20 protein-coding genes are annotated in these 21,375 nt (G+C 54.1%); 10 read left to right on the forward strand and 10 right to left on the reverse strand.

Annotated elements, in window-relative coordinates; genetic code table 11:
• Window positions 1–3: 3 nt before the first annotated feature.
• Genes ABLU96_RS25420 through ABLU96_RS25430 form a run of 3 tightly spaced genes read right to left on the reverse strand, consistent with a single transcriptional unit; the run spans window position 4 to window position 3,548 of the window.
• The gene (locus ABLU96_RS25420; protein WP_064405365.1) at window positions 4–1,047 is read right to left on the reverse strand and encodes an NAD(P)-dependent alcohol dehydrogenase; all 1,044 of its coding nucleotides are present in this window, start codon (window positions 1,045–1,047) and stop codon (window positions 4–6) included.
• Between the two features lie 17 nt (window positions 1,048–1,064).
• On the reverse strand, window positions 1,065–2,444 hold the full coding sequence (locus tag ABLU96_RS25425) for an MFS transporter (RefSeq protein ID WP_064405363.1): 1,380 nt from the start codon (window positions 2,442–2,444) through the stop codon (window positions 1,065–1,067).
• A gap of 27 nt (window positions 2,445–2,471) precedes the next feature.
• Window positions 2,472–3,548, reverse strand: a complete 1,077-nt coding sequence (locus ABLU96_RS25430; protein WP_032749518.1) for a zinc-binding dehydrogenase — start codon at window positions 3,546–3,548, stop codon at window positions 2,472–2,474.
• Between the two features lie 325 nt (window positions 3,549–3,873).
• On the opposite strand from ABLU96_RS25430, the gene ABLU96_RS25435 reads away from it, so the two are divergent.
• Entirely contained in the window at window positions 3,874–5,127 is a 1,254-nt protein-coding gene (locus ABLU96_RS25435) for a glycoside hydrolase family 18 protein (RefSeq protein ID WP_064405361.1), read from the forward strand.
• Between the two features lie 100 nt (window positions 5,128–5,227).
• Window positions 5,228–5,572 (forward strand): HNH nuclease YajD, encoded by a 345-nt coding sequence (yajD, locus tag ABLU96_RS25440; RefSeq protein ID WP_004138290.1) that lies wholly within the window; start codon window positions 5,228–5,230, stop codon window positions 5,570–5,572.
• A 60-nt stretch (window positions 5,573–5,632) separates the two neighbouring features.
• On the opposite strand, the gene ABLU96_RS25445 is transcribed toward yajD, so the two are convergent.
• Both ABLU96_RS25445 and msrB read right to left on the reverse strand, forming a co-directional pair.
• The gene (locus tag ABLU96_RS25445; protein ID WP_004850031.1) at window positions 5,633–5,908 is read right to left on the reverse strand and encodes a YeaC family protein; all 276 of its coding nucleotides are present in this window, start codon (window positions 5,906–5,908) and stop codon (window positions 5,633–5,635) included.
• Window positions 5,909–5,950: 42 nt separating this feature from the next.
• Complete coding sequence (msrB, locus tag ABLU96_RS25450) at window positions 5,951–6,364, reverse strand: peptide-methionine (R)-S-oxide reductase MsrB (protein ID WP_004121465.1); 414 nt, start codon at window positions 6,362–6,364, stop codon at window positions 5,951–5,953.
• Between the two features lie 338 nt (window positions 6,365–6,702).
• On the opposite strand from msrB, the gene gapA reads away from it, so the two are divergent.
• Window positions 6,703–7,698 (forward strand): glyceraldehyde-3-phosphate dehydrogenase, encoded by a 996-nt coding sequence (gapA, locus tag ABLU96_RS25455; protein ID WP_004138295.1) that lies wholly within the window; start codon window positions 6,703–6,705, stop codon window positions 7,696–7,698.
• A gap of 74 nt (window positions 7,699–7,772) precedes the next feature.
• Window positions 7,773–8,657, forward strand: coding sequence for a D-hexose-6-phosphate mutarotase (locus ABLU96_RS25460; protein ID WP_014838178.1), 885 nt, complete (start codon window positions 7,773–7,775; stop codon window positions 8,655–8,657).
• 98 nt (window positions 8,658–8,755) lie between these two features.
• On the opposite strand, the gene ABLU96_RS25465 is transcribed toward ABLU96_RS25460, so the two are convergent.
• On the reverse strand, window positions 8,756–9,610 hold the full coding sequence (locus ABLU96_RS25465) for an aldo/keto reductase (RefSeq protein WP_064405359.1): 855 nt from the start codon (window positions 9,608–9,610) through the stop codon (window positions 8,756–8,758).
• A gap of 92 nt (window positions 9,611–9,702) precedes the next feature.
• Window positions 9,703–10,449, reverse strand: a complete 747-nt coding sequence (locus ABLU96_RS25470; protein ID WP_004850021.1) for a MipA/OmpV family protein — start codon at window positions 10,447–10,449, stop codon at window positions 9,703–9,705.
• Window positions 10,450–10,876: 427 nt separating this feature from the next.
• On the opposite strand from ABLU96_RS25470, the gene yeaG reads away from it, so the two are divergent.
• Together yeaG and ABLU96_RS25480 are read left to right on the forward strand one after the other, a co-directional pair.
• Window positions 10,877–12,811, forward strand: a complete 1,935-nt coding sequence (gene yeaG / locus ABLU96_RS25475) for a protein kinase YeaG (RefSeq protein ID WP_004121478.1) — start codon at window positions 10,877–10,879, stop codon at window positions 12,809–12,811.
• Window positions 12,812–12,942: 131 nt separating this feature from the next.
• Window positions 12,943–14,226, forward strand: a complete 1,284-nt coding sequence (locus tag ABLU96_RS25480) for a YeaH/YhbH family protein (RefSeq protein ID WP_004138302.1) — start codon at window positions 12,943–12,945, stop codon at window positions 14,224–14,226.
• A gap of 48 nt (window positions 14,227–14,274) precedes the next feature.
• Here ABLU96_RS25480 and ABLU96_RS25485 read toward each other — a convergent pair whose 3' ends face one another.
• Window positions 14,275–15,432 (reverse strand): glycosyltransferase family 9 protein, encoded by a 1,158-nt coding sequence (locus tag ABLU96_RS25485; RefSeq protein WP_064405357.1) that lies wholly within the window; start codon window positions 15,430–15,432, stop codon window positions 14,275–14,277.
• Between the two features lie 361 nt (window positions 15,433–15,793).
• Between ABLU96_RS25485 and dgcJ the strand changes: the two genes are divergently transcribed.
• From dgcJ to ABLU96_RS25500, 3 genes are all read left to right on the forward strand, one after another.
• Window positions 15,794–17,290 (forward strand): diguanylate cyclase DgcJ, encoded by a 1,497-nt coding sequence (gene dgcJ, locus ABLU96_RS25490; protein WP_046878577.1) that lies wholly within the window; start codon window positions 15,794–15,796, stop codon window positions 17,288–17,290.
• A 33-nt stretch (window positions 17,291–17,323) separates the two neighbouring features.
• Window positions 17,324–17,824, forward strand: coding sequence for a YbaK/prolyl-tRNA synthetase associated domain-containing protein (locus tag ABLU96_RS25495; protein ID WP_004850011.1), 501 nt, complete (start codon window positions 17,324–17,326; stop codon window positions 17,822–17,824).
• Between the two features lie 163 nt (window positions 17,825–17,987).
• Entirely contained in the window at window positions 17,988–18,434 is a 447-nt protein-coding gene (locus tag ABLU96_RS25500) for a DUF441 domain-containing protein (RefSeq protein ID WP_004138309.1), read from the forward strand.
• On the opposite strand, the gene ABLU96_RS25505 is transcribed toward ABLU96_RS25500, so the two are convergent.
• Entirely contained in the window at window positions 18,418–19,212 is a 795-nt protein-coding gene (locus ABLU96_RS25505) for a helix-turn-helix transcriptional regulator (protein WP_162557342.1), read from the reverse strand. The genes ABLU96_RS25500 and ABLU96_RS25505 overlap by 17 nt on opposite strands.
• A gap of 97 nt (window positions 19,213–19,309) precedes the next feature.
• On the opposite strand from ABLU96_RS25505, the gene ABLU96_RS25510 reads away from it, so the two are divergent.
• Entirely contained in the window at window positions 19,310–20,494 is a 1,185-nt protein-coding gene (locus ABLU96_RS25510) for a CynX/NimT family MFS transporter (protein WP_064405355.1), read from the forward strand.
• 37 nt (window positions 20,495–20,531) lie between these two features.
• Here ABLU96_RS25510 and ABLU96_RS25515 read toward each other — a convergent pair whose 3' ends face one another.
• Entirely contained in the window at window positions 20,532–21,224 is a 693-nt protein-coding gene (locus ABLU96_RS25515; RefSeq protein WP_049070256.1) for a CTP synthase, read from the reverse strand.
• Between the last annotated feature and the right edge of the window lie 151 nt (window positions 21,225–21,375).

Here is a 21,375-nt window from a genome sequence, read left to right on the forward strand (position 1 = left end):
ACATTAATGGTTAACTTTAATAACACCTTTAATAATCTCGCGTTTGTTATTAACGGATTCATCAAACGCGCGCTGAACATCCTCAAAATCATAAATATGCGTCACCATCGATTTCACATCGAAACGCCCGGAGGAGATCGCTTCTATGGTGACCGGATAGCGGTTGGCATAGCGGAAGACGGTCTGAATCGAGACCTCACGGTTAATTTTGAGGAAATTGATGGCTGAATCACCGGGAACCGTACCGACGATCATGATTTTTCCTCCGCGCATCACCAGGTAAGGAGCCTGCTTAACGGTGATGGCAGACCCGGCCGTTTCAAAAACAACATCGGCCCCCATATCGCCGGAGAACTGCTGGCAACGCCCAACGGTGTCCTCTTTCGCGCCGTTGATAACGACTTTGGCTCCGAGCTGTTCGGCCATGGCAAGGCGTTTTTCCAGCACATCAACCACCGCGATGTCGCTTGCCCCCAGGCAAAGGCATGCCTGCAGGGTCATTAAGCCAATACAGCCTGCGCCAAGTATGACGATTTTCTTGCCCGGCTTGACGTTCGCCAGCATTGCGGCATGCATGCCAACCGCCGCAGGCTCCACCAAAGCGCCTTCAAGGGTGTCCATGTTATCGGGCAGTTTGTAAGTGAAGCTCTCCGGATGGCATAAATAGTGGGTTAGCGCGCCGCGATAATTTGGCTGCGTGGCCATAAAGTCGACGTCGGGACAGATATTGTATTTTCCTTCCAGGCAGTAGCGGCAGTGGCCGCACGGCACGCCGGGTTCAATATTCACCCGGTCGCCCGGCTTAAATTTGCTCACGCTTTTGCCTACGGCCACCACCGTACCGGCGCATTCGTGTCCCAGACCAATTTCCTGATTAGGGTCTTTCGGCGGAATAAAGGGCCCCGACTCAAAACCGTGGACATCTGAACCGCAAATTCCGACGTATTCAATTTTGATCAGCACTTCATGTTCTTTGGGTACCGGGATATCGGCAGCGATAATTTTCATCGTGCCCGGTGTTTTTAATATCGCTTTTGAATTTTTCATTTTATTTCCCGTCAATATTATTTGCTGGTAACTGCATCAATACCGAGACTTTCGACAGAGACGCCTTTGGTTTCAATTCCGATGGTTGCAATAGCGATAGCGACAATAATAGAGACGGCCCCCAGCAGCACAAACACACCAGTTACGCCATAGCCGTTAAGCAGTACCGCCACCGCATAAGGCGCGGCGATACCGCTGATTCGCCCCACCGCGTTCGCGAGACCCGACCCGCGAAGCTTCGCTTCAGTCGGCCATATTTCCGGAACATAAACCGCCGAGGCGTAACAGACGTACATATAGACAAACGTAATCAGGAAGAAGCCAATTAACGTAATCAGCAGCATGCTGGTTTGCAGCGAATAGATATATCCCAGCGCGGCAATTAACACTAACAGGCCTACACCCATCGTCTTTCTGGGAATTTTATCCATCACCAGCATGGCGATAAAAATTCCGAACGGCGCGCCGAACATACTCATGGTATTTAAGACAATTGAGTCTTTCAGATTAATACCCTGGGTCATAAATATCGTCGGTAGCCAGTTAATTAAGGTGTACTGGACGACGTTCATGGCTATCAGCACGAAGGAGCCTAAAATAACCCGTTTCAGCAATGCGCCCGTTAATAAGGCCGAATAAGGAACGGCGCGCGGCGGTTTGCCGTCATCATCGATAACTACCGGCGGCAGCGGCTTGCCCGTCTGCCGAGCCACCCGCCCTTCAATGGCCCGCATTATCTCCTCAGCTTCCGCATAGCGCCCGCGCGACTCCAGCCAGCGGGGGGATTCAGGGAAACTGCGCCAGGCAATCACGGTAGCTATCAGCGACAACGCGGCCGGGATCAACAGCTGCACGCGCCAGTTCCATTCCGCGCTAATTAGCGGCGTTAATGCCATCGCGATTAGCGAACAGAGCGGATAAGACCAGTTACCGATAAACGAGACCCGACTGGACCAGGTTCCGCGATTTCTGCCGGGCATATATTCGGTGAAACCGGCAAATAAGGTTACCAGCAGCGCGCCTAATCCCACGCCCATGACAAAACGACAGGCAATAAGGAAGCTCATATTCGGGGAAAACGCCCCAATGACCATGGCGATAATATGAATCGCTTCATACAAAATAAACGCGTTTTTACGCCCAATTTTATCGCCGATGATGCCGCCGCCGAGCGCGCCGAGAAACATACCTGCCGTGGTAATGGCGGAGAACGTGGCGGTAGTCGAATTGTCGGTCCAGCCGAGCTCTTTTAACTGCGCGAGAATTAATCCACCAACGGCATTACTCCAGCAGACCAGTAATCCGAAAGCGACCATGGCAAACATTGAAGAGTGCCAGCGGCAGTCAGGCAGGCGATCCAGCCTGGCGCCGCAGTGCGGTTTTGCTATCTGTTCCATCGGATAACGTTCCTTTTATCACGGGGGTTATTCATCAAAGTCGTAAGTCATGATGACTTTGATGGCGGTTTTATCGACCATGGCGTCAAACCCTTCGCGCCATTGCGACAGGCCAATGCGGTGCGTGATCATTGGTTTGACTTTGATAGCGCCGCTGGCGAGCAGGCGAATGGCGTTGCGCCAGGACGTAGAGTCATAGGCCATATGCCCGATGATGCTTTTGTTCCACGCGGTGATATCGTTGATGGAGAAGTCCAGCGGTTTGAAGCCCATACCCACGCGCACCACTTCACCGTTGGGGCGCAGCATTTCGATGGATTGTTTGAGAGCGATATTGGCGCCGGAACATTCGATAACCAGCCCCAGATTATCTTTGCCGCAGATTGCCTGGCAGCGGGCGACCACATCTTCGGATGAACCGTTGACGACCGCCGTTGCCCCGAGCGCTTTGGCAACAGGGAAACGCACCGCGACGTCCTCTTCCAGACCGACCATCACAATATTAACGGCCCCCATAATGCGCGCCATCTGTACGGCAAATAGCCCTAATGGACCGGTACCGAAAACCACCACGTCCTGACCGGGAAGAAACCTGGATTGTTGGGCGAGCGATTTATAGGCATTACAGATAGGATCCAGCACCGCAGCTTCTTCGTAATCAACGCCCGGCGGGATTTCCCACAGCGCGTGGCGATGAATTTTGAGGATCTCCCCCGGCACCAGGCAGTATTTCGAAAATCCGCCGCCCCAGGTATTGTTGTCCAGGCCTAAATTCACTTTTTCTGTACAACACAGAAAATCGCCCTGTTCGCAGGCCGGACACACGCCGCAGACGTGCCCGCTGTTGTCAGAAACCACCCGCTGGCCGACCTTCCAGTCCTTGACCTTTTCGCCAACCCGGACAATTGCACCGGCAAATTCGTGACCGCGAATGGAGTTAAATTCATCAGAGCCGCTGTCCACGTTGTAGTGTTTCATATCCGCGCCGCAGATGGCGGCGGCTTTGATTTCAATCACCACGTCATCTGGTCCGCACGCCGGCTCCGGAACATCAATCATCTTATAGCCGCCAAAGGCCTTACCAAATCTTGCCAGTGCTTTCATTGCGTTTTCCTTTGTTTAATGATTTTGCATCAGTGAAGGCCATACTTAACCACAGAATCTTTAAGGTCAATATTAAATCTTTAAAACACAGATATTGATCTGCATTTCACAACTCAGATCACAAATACGGCAAAATTCGTCGAGGGAGATGATTGAAGTGAAGAAAAGGACGTCGTCGCACTACCGCTTCGCTAATGCAGCCGTGAACCGCTTCGCATTTTTGCGCAGCGGAAGATGCTAGGCTGCACGAGCTGTTTTTTTCGCCACGCCATTTCCGTGGCGTGTTTGCTTTTCAATGTCACTTTTAAGTCAAAGAGGATCCGCTATGAAACTTTTGCCTTTACTGGCAGCTTTACCCCTGCTCTGCGCAAGCGTTGTTTCCGCTAACTCACTGATGTCCGTCGGCTACTTTAACGGCGGCGGCGACGTCACTGCCGGTCCAGGCGGCGATATTGATAAACTGGACGTACGCCAGATTACCCATCTCAACTACTCGTTTGGTCTGGTTTACAACGATGAAAAAGACGAAACCAACGCCGCCCTGAAAGATCCGAGCAAGCTGCATCAAATTTGGCTGTCGCCGAAAGTGCAGGCTGATTTACAGAAAATCCCCAGCTTGCGCCAGCAGAACCCGAACCTGAAAGTCTTGCTTTCCGTAGGCGGCTGGGGAGCGCGCGGATTCTCCGGCGCGGCGGCGACGAAGGAAACCCGGGCGGTGTTTATTCAGTCCGCTCAGGCGATTATTGAAAAATACGGTCTCGATGGGATCGATCTGGACTGGGAGTATCCGGTCAACGGCGCGTGGGGGCTGGTCGCCAGCCAACCGGCCGATCGCGATAATTTTACCGCCCTGCTGAAAGAACTGCGCGCGGCGGTCGGTAATAAAAAACTGGTGACCATCGCCGTAGGCGCCAACGCGGAGAGCCCAAAAAGCTGGGTGGACGTCAAAGCCATTGCGCCATCGCTCGACTACATCAACCTGATGACCTACGACCTGGCCTACGGTACCCAGTACTTCAATTCCAACCTGTATAATTCAACCCGCTGGCCGACGGTCGCAGAAGCGGATAAGTACAGCGCGGACTTTATAGTGAACAATTACCTTGCCGCCGGTCTAAAGCCGAGCCAGATGAACCTGGGGATTGGTTTCTATGGCCGGATACCCAAACGCGCCGTCGAGCCGGGTATTGACTGGAGCAAGCCGGACGCGCAGAAAAACCCGGCCACCCGCCCCTATTTTGCGGCTCAACAGATTGAACTGTTTGAATCGCTGGGCGTCGATCTGACCAAAGATACCTATGTGAAATATAACGATATCGTGGCGAAGTTAATCAACGATCCGCAGAAGCGCTTTACTCAGCATTGGGATGATGAAGCGAAGGTACCGTGGCTGTCGGTGCAGTCCGCCGACGGTCAAGCCCTCTTTGCGCTTTCGTATGAGAACCCGCGCTCGGTGGCCATCAAGGCTGACTACATCAAGAGCAAGGGGCTGGGTGGCGCGATGTTCTGGGAGTACGGCGCCGATGACCAGAATCAGTTAGCGAAACAGCTGGCCGAGTCATTGGGGATCAAACGCTGATCTGCGCGGTGTCAGCGCCAGCACAATAGGTTATGATAACCCCATTCCGCTGCGCCGGCTCCGGCGCAGCTTTTCATTTGCAACAAAAGGCATGGGTATTATGGCTTATATCCCGAAAAACTACGCCCGTCTGGAAGTCGGTTACCGCGAAAAAGCGCTGAAGCTCTTCCCCTGGGTCTGCGGACGCTGCTCGCGAGAGTTTGTCTATTCAAACCTGCGTGAACTGACGGTACACCATATTGACCACGACCACTCCAATAACCCGGAAGATGGTAGCAACTGGGAGATGCTGTGCCTGTACTGTCACGATCATGAGCACTCAAAATACACCGAAGCCGATCTGTATGGCTCGACGGTGGTCGCTGGCGAAGATGCGCAGAAAAGCGTCGGCGAAGCGAAATATAACCCCTTCGCCGATCTTAAAGCGATGATGAACAAGAAGTAACGTTGTAATGCCTCAGAGCCCGGCGCGCAGTTAGCCGGGCTGACGCAGGCCTTTGCAGTCTCAGGATTTAAAGGTTGCGATAGGCTGCGGCGTAATGCCAAAGTCAACTTTCAGCTGCTGTTTACTCTTCATCACCATCTGCCCGTTGGTATCGATGGTCATATGCTGCGCGTCAACGTTGTATCGCGCCTGCCAGAGCATCACCAGCTGCAGACAGTTCTCTTTCTGTTCGTCAGTCAACGCCACGCCGTCCGGCCATTTACCCAGCTCAACCGCCGTCGCCAGGCGCTGATAAACTTCCGGCGTCATACCGTCAATAATCCGCTCAATTTCCATCTTCCGCCAACCCCGTTTGGAATAATTTGCTGAATCGTTTTTTCAACCCTTAATTTGCTCACCGTTTTCATCATTGGTGAAGCTTAATGAGGCCGAATTAACACAAAAACGCTCTCCGGTAGGCTGTGGACCATCCGGGAATACGTGCCCAAGGTGAGCATCGCAGTTTCCGCAGCGAATTTCCGTGCGCTGCATACCGTGGGAGTAATCATTAAGGTAGCGGATAGCGTCATCGCTGACGGGCTCATAAAAGCTTGGCCAGCCGCAGCCGGAATCATACTTGGTTTGCGAGTGAAACAGCGCGGCATCGCACACCAGGCAGTGGTAGACGCCATCGCGTTTGTTGTGGAGCAACCGCCCGGTGAACGGCGGTTCAGTACCGTGATTCTGCGTCACGTAAAACTGCATCTCGCTCAAATTTTTTTTGAGCTCGTCCGAAGAGGGTTTATTCGACATTGGCTTGCTTCTCGCTGTGAAAGGACAACTTTTCACGTCAATTCTAACAAAATATTAACAATGAAGCGTGCACTTTTGTTCTAAACTTAGGCGACGCCAAAAGGCAGCCACACAATTGTGATGAATATCACATTTTTATCTTCAGTGACCTTTAAAATTCCGGGCGCAGCCCCCATATGGAATTGGGCTCAAAGGGAAAGTGGGATAAATCGACCGCGCAAAGGCATGCTCTGGATTGATTTGTCGCAATGATTGACACGATTCCGCTTGACGCTGCGTAAGGTTTTTGTAATTTTACAGGCAACCTTTTATTCACTAACAAATAGCTGGTGGAATATATGACTATCAAAGTAGGTATCAACGGTTTTGGCCGTATCGGTCGCATTGTTTTCCGTGCTGCTCAGGAACGTTCTGACATCGAGATCGTTGCAATCAACGACCTGTTAGACGCTGACTACATGGCTTACATGCTGAAGTATGACTCCACTCACGGCCGTTTCAACGGTACCGTTGAAGTGAAAGACGGTCATCTGATCGTTAACGGTAAAAAAATCCGTGTTACCGCTGAGCGTGACCCGGCTAACCTGAAGTGGGACGAAGTGGGTGTTGACGTTGTTGCTGAAGCAACCGGTATCTTCCTGACCGACGAAACCGCTCGTAAACACATCACCGCTGGCGCGAAAAAAGTCGTACTGACTGGCCCGTCCAAAGACAACACTCCGATGTTTGTTAAAGGCGCTAACTTTGACAAATACGAAGGCCAGGACATCGTTTCCAACGCATCCTGCACCACCAACTGCCTGGCTCCGCTGGCAAAAGTTATCAACGACAACTTCGGCATCATCGAAGGTCTGATGACTACCGTTCACGCAACCACCGCGACTCAGAAAACCGTTGATGGCCCGTCTCACAAAGACTGGCGCGGCGGCCGCGGCGCAGCTCAGAACATCATCCCGTCCTCTACCGGCGCTGCTAAAGCTGTAGGTAAAGTTCTGCCAGAACTGAATGGCAAACTGACCGGTATGGCGTTCCGCGTTCCGACTCCGAACGTATCCGTTGTTGACCTGACCGTTCGTCTGGAAAAAGCTGCTTCTTATGAAGAAATTAAGAAAGCAATCAAAGCTGCTTCCGAAGGCGCAATGAAAGGCGTTCTGGGCTACACCGAAGACGACGTGGTATCCACCGATTTCAACGGTGAAATCTGCACTTCCGTATTCGACGCCAAAGCGGGTATCGCTCTGAACGACAACTTTGTGAAACTGGTTTCCTGGTACGATAACGAAACTGGTTACTCCAACAAGGTTCTGGACCTGATTGCTCACATCTCCAAATAAGTTGAGATGAGACAGTAATCTGTAAGAGCGACTTCGGTCGCTCTTTTTTTTGTCTGAAGATAAAGGATTGCGTAATGATTAATAAAATTTTTGCCCTCCCGGTTATCGAACAGCTTACCCCTGTACTTTCCCGCCGCCAGCTTGATGACCTGGAGCTGATCGTCGTTGACCATCCGCAGGTGAAAGCGTCCGTGGCTTTCCAGGGCGCTCACCTGCTCTCCTGGAAGCCCGCTGGCGAAGAAGAAGTCCTGTGGCTCAGCGGCAACACTCCATTTAAAAACGGCGTTGCCCTGCGCGGCGGCGTGCCGATTTGCTGGCCGTGGTTTGGTCCTTCTGCTCAGCAGGGCCTGCCCTCCCACGGCTTCGCCCGCAACCTGCCGTGGGCCCTGAAAGGGCACGATGAAGACGACAACGGCGTGGTGCTGACCTTTGCACTGAAAAGCAGCGACGCCACCCGCCAGTACTGGCCGCACGAGTTCACCCTGCTGGCGCGCTTTAAGCTGGGCAAAACCTGCGAAATTGAGCTGGAGGCGCACGGCGAATTTGAAACCACGTCAGCCCTGCATACCTATTTCAACGTCGGCGACATTGCGGCAGTGAAGGTCAGCGGTCTGGGCGACCGTTATATTGATAAAGTGAAAAATGCGGAAGAAGGCGTATTAAGCAACGGCACAGAGACTTTTCCCGATCGTACCGACCGCGTCTATCTGAATGCCGAAACCTGCAGCGTGATTCATGACGATGCGCTGAACCGCAACATCGACGTTACGCATCATCACAACAGCAACGTAGTGGCCTGGAACCCGGGCCCGGCGCTTTCCGTCAGCATGGGCGACATGCCGGATGATGGTTACAAGACCTTCGTTTGTGTAGAAACCTGCTGCGTGACCGAAACGCAGAAGGCCAGCGAAGAGAAACCTTCGCGCCTGACGCAAACCCTTCGCGTGGTGAAACGCTAACTCCAGGAAGGTTGGCCCACGGGTTAACCGCGTGTGCGCCATATCTGCCGGATGACGGCTGAAGCCCCGCGAAGTCGGGGCTTTTCTTTAACGCTTGTTCAGACCATATCCAGCGGCGTTTTTCTGGCCGGCGCCGGGTAGGCGTTATCCAGAAGCGCAAGCTCCTCATCGTTCAGCACAATATCCAGCACCGCGGCATTTTGCCTGACATGCTCAATGCTTGACGCTTTCGGGATCGCCATTACGCCCCGGTGGCTAATCACCCACGCCAGCAGAATCTGCGCCGCGGTTACGCCCCGCGCCTGCGCAATATTTTTCACAACGGTATGATTTAAAAGTCCATTGCGCAGTCGACCGGCCTGAGCCAGCGGACAATATGCCATCACCGGCAGCCGCTGCTGCTGGCACCACGGCAGCAGGTCATGTTCAATACCGCGGGAGGCCAGATGGTAGAGCACCTGATTGGTCGCGCACTGTTCGCCGCCGTCCGCCTGCCAGAGTTCCTGCATATCATCGTAATCGAGGTTTGATACGCCCCAGCGGCGAATTTTTCCCTGCGCAACGAGCGCGTCCATGCCCGCAACCGTCTCCTGCAATGAATAGTCCCCGCGCCAATGCAGCAGGTAGAGATCCAGATAGTCGGTATTGAGGCGGCGCAGGCTCTCCTCGCAGGCGCTGGCTATTTTGCGACCGCCAGCATTCCACGGATAGACTTTAGACACCAGCACCACGCGCTCGCGCTGCCCGCGAATGGCCTCGCCGACAACCTCTTCGGCGCCGCCGTCGGCGTACATTTCCGCCGTATCGATCACCGTCAGGCCAAGATCGATGCCCGCGCGTAGTGCAGCAGACTCCTGCGCGCGCAGAGCCGGGTTTTCGCCCATGAACCAGGTCCCCTGCCCTATGAGCGGAACCGCTGAATGCTCGCCAAAACGGATGGTCCTTTCTGCCATGACATGCTCCTGTGTTTGATTGCACCACCGCAATGCAAAACAGGGCTTTACGCCCTGTTTTGATGCACAAATCGCACTGTAATAATGCACTATCAGAAGGAGTAAGTGATCCCGGTTGAAATCAGCCCGCTCCAGGATTTGTCCACCATCGGGCTATCGGTAATTTCGTCAGACAGGCGGGTATAGCGCGCCACGCCGTATACGCTCCAGTCGCCGAGGAAACGATAGTTAGCCGACAGCTCAAGGTACGGGTTCCAGCTGCTGTCCGGATCGTAGCTGCGCATGCCGCTGCGATTCGATTCATGCTTCGAAACACCGTAGTAGTACTCGTTCTGGTTGTCGCTGTTCCACTCCACGCCAATACCCGGCGTAAGCGTCAGGTTGCCGTTGGTATAGCGATACAGCCAGGCCAGATCCCACACGATACCATTGCTGTTATCGAGGGTGTCCCCCGACAGCGCGGTGCGCAGGAAACCGTACTGCGTATAGTGTTCGTAGGAAAGCCCTGCCATCACCGTGGACTTACGTTTATCCAGACGGCGCATCTGCTCGCTATCGCTGTCGCCTGGCTTAAAGTACATCGGCGACCAGTAGGCGGTCACGGAGAGCTTATCGTTGGTATCATTCCACAGGTAGAGGCCACCGCCCAGGCCGCGGAACCAGAAGTTATCGCTCTCGTAATTAATCACCGGCACCGGGTAAACATCAGCATCATATTGCTTGTACGGATGTTCAACGACGCCTACACCCGCCCCTAAAGTGAACTTCCCTTCAGCGTGTACGGCGGATGCTGAAGTCGCAATCAACACACCAAGTGCCAGAAGTTTGATTTTAGTCACGATCCATATTCCTGTTGTCAAATTATTAGCGCAGGCAGTTTAACGTTGTATACGTCATGCCTCAAATTCTTTACCAGTCATTACACTGAATTCACCAGATTCTCATCATCAGATGACCGCCTGCTGACAGCTGAATGACAGCGTCATGACGCGGCGAAACCCGAAGTGCGAATGAGACGCTGCTTTTCAGGATGAGTTGTTGATAAGTCATTGAAATTGATTTTCTGCGCCATGCAAGTTTTCCAAATGCATCTACGCTTTAATTTAGAAGAAGTAAATGCGGGGCACGTTATCCCGAGACTTCGCCAACCTGGCATAAGGGTTGCTGGAGATTCAGAGAGCGCTGTGCAGCTTACCTCTTCCGGGGGCTCCCACTATTCATATGAACGGCTCTCAACCTGTGCTAAAAACGAAAGGACGGCATGCCATGAATATATTCGATCACTATCGCCAGCGCTATGAAGCTGCCAAGGACGAAGAGTTCACACTGCAGGAGTTTCTTACCATCTGTCGGCAAGATCGCAGTGCTTATGCTAACGCAGCAGAAAGATTGCTGATGGCCATCGGTGAGCCGGTCATGGTCGATACGGCCCTCGAACCCAGGCTATCCCGTCTCTTTTCAAACCGGGTCGTCGCGCGCTACCCGGCCTTTGAAGAGTTTTACGGTATGGAAGATGCCATCGAGCAAATTGTTTCTTACTTAAAACACGCCGCTCAGGGGCTGGAAGAGAAGAAACAGATTCTGTATCTGCTGGGCCCCGTGGGCGGCGGTAAATCATCGCTTGCCGAACGCCTGAAGTCCTTGATGCAGCGCGTCCCTATCTATGTGCTCAGCGCAAACGGTGAGCGCAGCCCGGTCAACGACCATCCGCTGTGTCTGTTTAACCCGCAGGAGGATGCGCAAATCCTCGAAAAAGAGTACGGCATTCCAAACCGCTATCTGGGGACGATTATGTCGCCGTGGGCGGCCAAGCGTCTGCATGAATTCGGCGGCGACATCACGAAATTCCGCGTGGTGAAAGTGTGGCCGTCAATCCTGGCGCAGATTGCCATCGCCAAAACCGAGCCCGGTGACGAAAACAACCAGGACATCTCGGCGCTGGTCGGTAAAGTCGATATCCGTAAACTGGAACACTACGCGCAGAATGACCCGGATGCCTACGGCTACTCCGGCGCTCTGTGCCGCGCCAACCAGGGGCTGATGGAGTTCGTCGAGATGTTTAAAGCGCCTATCAAGGTGCTGCATCCGCTGCTGACCGCGACGCAGGAAGGCAACTATAACGGTACCGAAGGGATCTCCGCCCTGCCGTTCAACGGGATTATCCTCGCCCACTCCAACGAATCGGAATGGGTGACCTTCCGTAATAACAAAAACAATGAGGCCTTCCTCGACCGCGTGTATATCGTCAAGGTGCCTTATTGCCTGCGTATCTCGGAAGAGATCCGTATCTATGAAAAACTGCTTAACAACAGCGAGCTGACCCATGCGCCGTGCGCGCCGGGCACGCTGGAAACGCTGTCGCGCTTCTCCATTCTGTCGCGCCTGAAAGAGCCTGAAAACTCAAGCATTTATTCAAAAATGCGCGTCTATGACGGCGAAAGCCTGAAAGACACCGACCCGAAAGCGAAATCCTATCAGGAGTATCGCGATTATGCCGGCGTTGATGAAGGGATGAACGGCCTGTCTACCCGCTTCGCGTTCAAAATCCTGTCGCGGGTATTTAACTTTGACCATGCCGAGGTCGCCGCCAACCCGGTGCATCTGTTCTACGTCCTCGAGCAGCAGATCGAGCGCGAGCAGTTCCCGCAGGAGCAGTCAGAGCGTTACCTTGAGTTCCTCAAAGGCTATCTGATCCCGAAATACGCCGAGTTTATCGGGAAAGAGATCCAGACCGCCTACCTTGAATCCTACTCGGAGTACGGGCAGAACATTTTTGACCGTTATGTCACCTACGCTGACTTCTGGATTCAGGATCAGGAGTATCGCGACCCGGATACCGGCCAGCTGTTTGACCGCGAGTCGCTGAATGCGGAACTGGAGAAAATCGAGAAGCCCGCCGGGATCAGCAACCCGAAAGACTTCCGTAATGAAATAGTCAACTTCGTGCTGCGCGCCAGAGCGCACAACAGCGGGCGTAATCCAAACTGGACCAGCTACGAGAAACTGCGCACGGTTATCGAGAAGAAAATGTTCTCCAATACCGAAGAGCTGTTGCCGGTGATTTCCTTCAACACCAAAACGTCAACCGATGAGCAGAAAAAACACGATGACTTTGTCGACCGCATGATGGAGAAAGGCTATACCCGCAAGCAGGTTCGCCTGCTGTGCGAATGGTATCTGCGGGTACGTAAATCATCCTGATAGACCAGCCCGGCAGGCAGCGGCTGCCGGGCTAATAATAACTGCGAAGACCCAATGACATTCAGCGCCAGGCATATTTCTGCGCCTGAATGGCCGGGGCATAAGTTGGCAAATGCAGTACAGGAGGGCATATGACCTGGTTCATAGACCGACGCCTGAACGGGAAAAATAAAAGCGCCGTCAACCGGCAGCGCTTTCTGCGCCGCTATAAAGCGCAGATAAAACAGTCGATCTCCGAGGCCATAAACAAGCGCTCGGTGACCGATATTCAGAGCGGAGAGTCCGTCTCCATCCCAACGGACGATATTAACGAACCGATGTTTCATCAGGGGCGCGGCGGCCTGCGCAATCGCGTACACCCGGGTAACGATCACTTCGTACAGAATGACCGCATTGAGCGCCCTCAGGGCGGCGGAGGCGGTGGAGGCAGCGGTCAGGGCCAGGCCAGCGCCGACGGCGAAGGCCAGGATGAGTTTGTTTTTCAGATTTCGAAAGACGAATATCTCGATCTGCTCTTTGAAGATCTCGCCCTGCCGAACCTGAAGAAAAACCAGCAGCGTCAGCTGACGGAGTATAAAACCCATCGCGCGGGCTATACCGCTAACGGTGTGCCCGCTAACATCAGCGTCGTTCGCTCGCTGCAAAACTCGCTGGCGCGCCGCACGGCGATGACCGCCGGTAAACGCCGGGAACTGCACGCGCTGGAAGAAGACCTGGACACCATTAGCAAAAGCGAACCGGCGCAGCTGCTGGAAGAGGAGCGGCTGCGTAAAGAGATAGCCGAACTGCGGGCGAAAATTGACCGCGTGCCGTTCATTGACACTTTCGATCTGCGTTACAAGAACTACGAAAAACGGCCAGAACCGTCAAGTCAGGCGGTGATGTTCTGCCTGATGGACGTTTCCGGCTCCATGGACCAGGCGACAAAGGACATGGCAAAACGCTTTTACATCCTGCTGTATCTGTTCCTCAGCCGGACCTATAAAAACGTTGATGTGGTTTATATCCGCCACCATACGCAGGCGAAAGAGGTCGACGAACACGAATTCTTCTATTCGCAAGAAACCGGCGGCACCATTGTCTCCAGCGCCCTGAAGCTGATGGATGAAGTGGTCAAAGAGCGCTATGACCCGGCGCAGTGGAATATCTACGCCGCGCAGGCTTCGGATGGCGATAACTGGGCGGACGATTCACCGCTGTGTCACGAACTGCTGGCGAAGAAAATCCTGCCCGTGGTGCGCTACTATAGCTATATCGAGATAACCCGGCGCGCGCACCAGACGCTGTGGCGGGAATATGAACACCTGCAGTCAACCTTCGAAAACTTTGCTATGCAGCATATTCGCGACCCGGAAGATATTTATCCGGTGTTCCGTGAACTGTTTCATAAGCAAACCTCAAAAGCGGACGGTTAAGCCTTTCCGGACAGCCAGCACAGACGCTGGCTGTTTTTTTACCCCACCTTACCCGGCTCGCGCCTGTTGCAGGGTGACGGGATCAATCTCCGACATTATCAGGTCGGGCAAGCTCTCCAGCTGGTATACCTTGCCGCATTTAACGATAATCTGCCGCGCGTTGTCGTACCCCGGAGCCCAGAGTCGATTATTCATCCGCACATCTTTGTAGACCGCGATAAGCGGTTTTTTCCACGCCGCCGCCATATGGACCACCGAGGTATCCGGCGAGATAACTAAGTCGGCCTCGGCGATAAGCGCCATGCAGTGGTGCAGCGTTTTAAACGGATTCACGCAGACCTTCTCCGGCAGGGGGATCCGGATTTCATTGCGATGATCGAGCAATATGATATTGACGTCCGGATAATCCTCACACAGTCTGACCAGAAGCGTTGCCAGCTGCGCCTGCGACATGCTGCGGTCCTGATGCCCGGCAAAAATATTAATCACCACGTTACGCCCGTTGAGCGCCGCCAGATAATCACGAACCTGCTGGCAGATATCCTGTGGTATATGCAGATCATAAGATTGCAGAGATTTTTTATCCAGCTGCAGATAATCAGCGATAAAAGAAAATGTCTTACTGACGTGCCAGTTTTCACAGTCAAAATCAAAAGACTTGCTGTAGTGTTTAATAGAAGGCCACTTATTGAAACCCAGTACCGCTCTGGGCTTTATCTGTCGTAACAGCAGCATCCTGTGTACCGGAATATCAAACAACGACGGGTCGATTACAATATCGTACTTATTATTCGCAAGCTCAGTAATAACTGACTGAGGAACGTTATGGGTAAATTTGTGCAAATAATCCGCCGAGTCGACATTCTCGGCCTCATAGATATGGCGAATACGAGGATTATAGCGCATGACCTGACTATTGGATTTGGTCAACAGAAAGTCAACGGTCATTCCCGCCTCGTGAAGACATTTAACCAGCGCTGAATCAACAACTACATCGCCGATCGCACCTTCATTACGCATTAACAGCACCGTTTTCGCGGAGGTTAAATCAGCTTCGTGGCGCGCGCGACTATCCCAGAACGCTTTAGCGATATAGACTCGCAGATCATTGCGTATTTTCTTAAAAAAATAATTTCGACGCCTGTTTAGCGCCCTTATTTTTTTAAACTTTCGAGGGGTTCCCTGCACCGCTGCGTTTTCCATCATCATAACCTCATTGCCGCTTTCAATAGTACTGCCTGTAACCCTGCTAAGGACTGGTAAAAATAAGAAAAGTTCGCTTGATAATTAACATTATTTCATTTTTAGCTGCACCAGGATAGCCATAGCAGCGTCATTGCAGCATATTTCATTGAGGATAAAATGAGTGAAAAATGGATTTTGCAGGATATTTACGACAGCAATATTCATTAGCGCCCTCATATTTAATAAACTATTTATTTTCATTGCCGCGCGGTGGTGCCCGATTCCGGCACTGGATAGATAAACAGTCTGCCTGCCACCGAACGTGGCGTCCCTGCGCCGCACATGGTAGAATTGTCTTAATTGTGCTGGCGAAATTATCATCATGAAATTACAGAATAAATTACTCCGTCATTTCATTTCTGCGGGGGTGGTTGTCCTGACATCTTCATTTCTGGTGTATGAATTAGTCGCCAGCCATCGGGATATGTCGGAATACATGCGCTACATCGTCGAGAAGGGCGAATCCGCCTTTCTGTACGATAAATATCAAAATCAGCTGGTTATCTCCCAGGTCTCGCGAAAGCTGGATACGCATCCCACTGCCGAAAAGGCCCAACAGGCCTGCGCTGGCGTGCAGACCAATGGCAACGTATACGGGCTCAATATCGCCGGGCATACCTTCCCCGGGCTTCACGGTACGCTCAGCACCACCCAGCCTTCGTGCGAGCCGTGGATTAACGATCTCCCGGCGCTGCAGGCTTTTGATGCCGCTATCGCCCAAAGCGATATTATCGCCGCGCTGAATTCGGCAACCTTCAAATCCGATAAACGCTTCCGCTATTACCTCGATTTAGACAATAAATACGCGTATTTCTATTCGCCGATTGAGATAGATAGCAGCCCCGTTGATAACTGGAACTTTCTTCACGACAGTAAACTGGGCATCACTCAGTTCAGTCTTAACGGTTTACTTCGCGGGCGTACGCTAATTTCCAGCATCTATGCTGACGCATTAACCGGACAGAATATTTTGTCGTTCTTAACCCCGGTCTATCATCGGGATCGGCTGAAGGGCATTGTGATGGTGGACGTCACTCGTCACGATATTGAGAAGCTGCTCTATACCACCGACCGCCCCCTGGTCTGGCGCTATCTCGACATCACCTTAACGGACTCGGACTCAACGTCTGAAATCCGCGTTCACCGCAGCAACACGCATTTTTTCAGCTACGCCCACCATAGCCAGCAGGTGGCGGAAAACCTGCACATTTCGCTGTCGCTGGATATGTCCTATTTTCTGCTTAGCTCCTGGAAGCTATTTTTGTTTTACCTGATATCTACCGGCGTTCTGCTGCACCTGGTACGCATGCACTTTCGCCTGTATACCGACGTTTTTAAAGAAAACATTAGTGATTCTTTAACCGGTCTGTACAACCGAAAAATTCTCTCCTCGCTGCTGGAATCGCGTATGCAAAAGCTCACCGAGCAAGGCGTGAATATCGTGTTTATGGCGCTGGACTGCGACCGGCTAAAATACCTTAATGACACCTGGGGACACGATGAAGGCGACCGCGCCATCGTGCTGCTCGCCCAGTCCATTTCCGCCGCCATACGTAAAAGCGATTACGGCATCCGGCTGGGCGGCGATGAGTTCTTCCTGATACTGATCGATTATGAGGAACAGGAGGCGAAAAATATACCCGAGCGTATTCGCCAGCACCTGAAGGAAATTGACATTAACCAGCGCGTTAATTTCTCATGGGGGGCCTGCAGCATGGCGCCGGGGGATAGCCTGGCCGACGTCATGAAAATCGCGGATGCCCGGCTGTACGAAAATAAAAAGCAAAAAAAACACGCTTACCCGGGGCGAGAGGATTAATCTTGAGGTTTTATTTTTAAGGAAAAAAACGACATGAACGCGCCGGTAAAAGTGAGTATTCATCAGCAGCTGTTGGCGCTGCTTAACCGCGACCACGCCCGTTACCGGGTCGTGGAACATGAAGCCGTCGGAAAGTGTGAAGCCGTGTCGAAGATCCGCGGCACCGCGCTGGGTCAGGGAGCAAAAGCGCTGGTATGTAAAATTAAAGGACATGGGGTTAATCAGCACGTTCTGGCTATCCTTGCCGCCGATCTGCAGGCGGATTTAGCCCGGCTGGCCGAATACGTCGGCGGCAGCAAAGCCTCTCTGGCCAGTCCGGCGGAAGTTGACGCCCTGACCGCCTGCGTCTTTGGCGCCATTCCCCCTTTCAGCTTCCACCCCTCTTTACGCCTGGTCGCCGACCCGCTGCTGTTTGAGCGCTTCCCGGAAATCGCCTTCAACGCCGGGCAGCTTGATAAGTCCATCATCCTTGATACCGCCGACTATCTGCGTATTGCCCGTCCGGAACTGATCGCGTTTCATCGCGAAGCCTGATTGTTCCCTCTCCTGCGCCAGGGCGCGCATTGTGCCGCGGGGGAAAATCGATCGTGCAGATGCCTCAAATCGCGAGTCTGCGATAAAAAACCTGTTTACTTACGCGATTATGCGTAGAGTAAACGGGCTGTTCTTTTTTATATTCTGGCAAGGACCTCTGCACATGCTCGACACCACCCTGTTAATACTGCTGGGCCTGGCGGCGCTCGGCTTTATTAGCCATAACACCACCGTAGCTATTTCAATCCTGGTATTAATTATCGTCCGCGTCACCCCGCTCAACGCCTTCTTTCCGTGGATTGAAAAGCAAGGGCTGACCATCGGTATTATTATTCTCACCATCGGCGTGATGGCGCCCATTGCCAGCGGCACGCTACCGCCCTCTACGCTGCTGCACTCCTTCGTGAACTGGAAATCGTTGCTGGCGATTGCCGTGGGGGTTTTTGTTTCCTGGCTCGGCGGGCGCGGCGTGGCGCTGATGGGCTCGCAGCCGCAGCTGGTAGCCGGACTGCTAGTCGGCACCGTGCTCGGCGTCGCCCTCTTCCGCGGCGTCCCGGTCGGCCCGCTGATCGCCGCCGGGATCATTTCGCTGTTTATTGGGAAGTCGTAGCCAGGCTGGCAAGATAGCGCCCCGGGGTTTGCCCGAGGCCCTTTTTAAACATAGTAATAAAGGCGGTGGTCGAGTCATAGCCCAGGCTCTGCGCCGTCTGCTGTACCGTCTGCCCGCGGATCAGCATCTGCAGGGAGAGGATCAGCTGCAGCTGATGTCGCCAGCGGCGAAAGCTTAAGCCCGTCTCACGCACCACCAGCCGCGCCAGATTGCGTTCGCTCATGGCAAACTCCGCCGCCCACTGCGCCAGCGTTTGCCAGCGGGCCGGGTCGACGGCCATCATGTCCACCATCTGACGAATTTTTGGATGCCCGGAGACCGGGAGCTGCAGGTGCTCCTGCGGCTGCTGCGGGAGTTCATCGAACAGCACCTGCACCAGGCGGTTCATTGCCGGTTTAGCGAGTTCGGCCCTGCCGCGCTCGGCCATAACGAGGATAAGCTCGCGCACCAGCGGCGAAATCTTTAGCGTGCAGCAGAAATCCGGCATCGGCGCCGCGTGGGGTTCAATAAATAAAAAGCAGACCTGCGCCTCCGGCGTCGCGCGATTGCTGTGCGGCACCTGTCCCGGTACCCACACCGCGTACTGCGGGGGCACCATCCACATCGCGTTCTCCACTTCGCAGGTCAGCGCCCCGTGCAGCGCGAGGATGAGCTGACCTTTACGGTGATGATGGCGCGGAATGTACTGCTCGTCCGCGACCACCTGAATACGAAAAGCCGCCGCCGCTTCGTGGCCGCTGTCCGGGTCGTAGCCGTCCAGGCCGAGTCCGATCATGATATTGTCCGATTTTAGCGATAATCTGTCATTTTAGCTTGATTTAAACAGGCGGCAAACAGGCTATGGTAAGCGCCACGTATTCTTGTTTGAGATAGCCATGAATTCTGTTTCACCTTCTGCCGGCCGCCGTAATCTGCTATTGATTACCGGTATTCTGCTTATCGCCACCACCTTGCGGGTCACCTTTACCGGCGCCGCGCCGCTGCTTGATGCCATTCGCAGCGAATATGGCCTCACCACCGCGCAAACCGGTCTGTTAACCACCCTGCCGCTGCTGGCCTTTGGCCTGGTCTCGCCGCTGGCGGCGGGTGTCGCCCGCCGATTCGGCATTGAACGTAGCCTGCTGCTGGCGATGATCCTGATTTGCCTCGGCGTGGGTCTGCGCTCCCTGCCCTTCGTCTCGCTGCTGTTTATCGGAACCGCGATTATCGGCTGCGGCATCGCCCTGGGAAACGTTCTGCTGCCCGGACTGATCAAACGTGACTTCTCGCAGCACGTCGCCAAAATGACCGGCGCTTACTCTCTCACCATGGGGGGCGCGGCGGCGCTGGGTTCGGCAATGGTCGTTCCGCTGGCGCTCGCCGGACTGGGCTGGCGCGGCGCGCTGTTGATGCTGATGGCATTTCCGCTGCTGGCGCTGTTTATCTGGCTACCGCAGACGCGCAGGCAAGTCACCGCGCCGCTGACGGGGTCGGGCGCCATCCACAACCGCGGGATCTGGCGCTCGGCGCTGGCCTGGCAGGTGACGCTGTTTCTCGGGATTAACTCGCTGGTCTACTACGTCATCATCGGCTGGCTGCCCGCCATTTTGCAAAGCATAGGCTACAGCGAAGCGCAGGCGGGCTCCCTGCACGGGCTGCTCCAGTTGGCCACCGCGGCGCCGGGGCTGGCGATCCCGTTAATACTGCATCGGCTGAAAGATCAGCGCGGCATTGCGGTGCTGGTCGCCCTGATGTGTGCAGTCAGCGCGCTCGGTTTATGGTTTTTACCCGCTCAGGCGGTGCTGTGGACGCTTATCTTTGGCTTCGGTTCCGGCGCGACCATGATTCTGGGATTGACCTTTATCGGGCTGCGCGCCAGCTCGGCGCACCAGGCCGCCGCGCTGTCGGGAATGGCGCAGGCGGTGGGCTATCTGCTGGCCGCCTGCGGGCCGCCGGTGATGGGAAAAATTCATGATGCCAACGGCGACTGGCATATCCCGCTGATCGCCGTGGCGCTGATTTCCGTTGCGATGGCGGTATTTGGCGCGCTGGCCGGTCGCGATCGGGAGATCAACGGCTAGCGATATCGACGCCCGGCAACCGCCGCCGGGCGTTCGCTCACTGACTTGCCGCGCGTAAAAACGCGTGAACCAGCGGCGCAGGTCTGCCTTCCAGCGCATTGCGCTCGTGCTGAAATAGCGTGGCGACAAAGAACGGATGCGTCACCAGTTCTACCGCCCGAATCTCACCGTCATCATCCCAGCCCGTAACCCGCAGGTCGCCCTGCTCCAGCTCGCGGGCAAAATCGGCGGCAATCCCGTAGCTGCAGTGGTAACCCTCTTCAATACTGTCGCGGCCATAGGCGCGAGAGATCAGCGTATTGGCCCGCAGTTCAATGTTGTCCGACTTTTCTACCAGCGAGCAGCTAAGCGGCGCGATAACCATCCGGCCTTCGGTATCGGTTTCCGCATGTGCGGCATCCCGCCAGCCCATAACGTTGCGCGCGTATTCGATAATCGCGTGCTGGAATCCTCCGCAGGTGCCAAGGAACGGAATGCTGTTTTCCCGCGCGTGGCGTATAGCGATAAACGCGCCTTCGGCGTTTTTATAGGGGCTGGCGGGAACCACCCAGATAGCATCGTAATCAGCGAGATCGTCAGCGGACTTTATTTCGCTGGTGGCCAGCCAGTCATAACGCAGCGGCAGCTCCAGTACGGCGGCGGCATCATCAATTGCCAGGGGAATCGCTTTATGGGCAACTACATCAGGGTTGTAATCACCAACCAGGGCAATACGCAGGGGGGAGTTCATAGCAGGATCCTTATGTCAGAGCGAATATCAGGCAACACAAGGAGCCTCAGGTTAGCGATCTCAACGGCAGAACACAATCCTTATTTTGTCTGCTTCTGAACGCGGGTAATTTAGCCTGACTGGCGCTATGGTATAGGGCAGACAAATCGCT

The sequence above is a fragment of the Klebsiella sp. CN_Kp106 genome (assembly GCF_040064575.1).
GTDB lineage: Bacteria > Pseudomonadota > Gammaproteobacteria > Enterobacterales > Enterobacteriaceae > Klebsiella > Klebsiella michiganensis.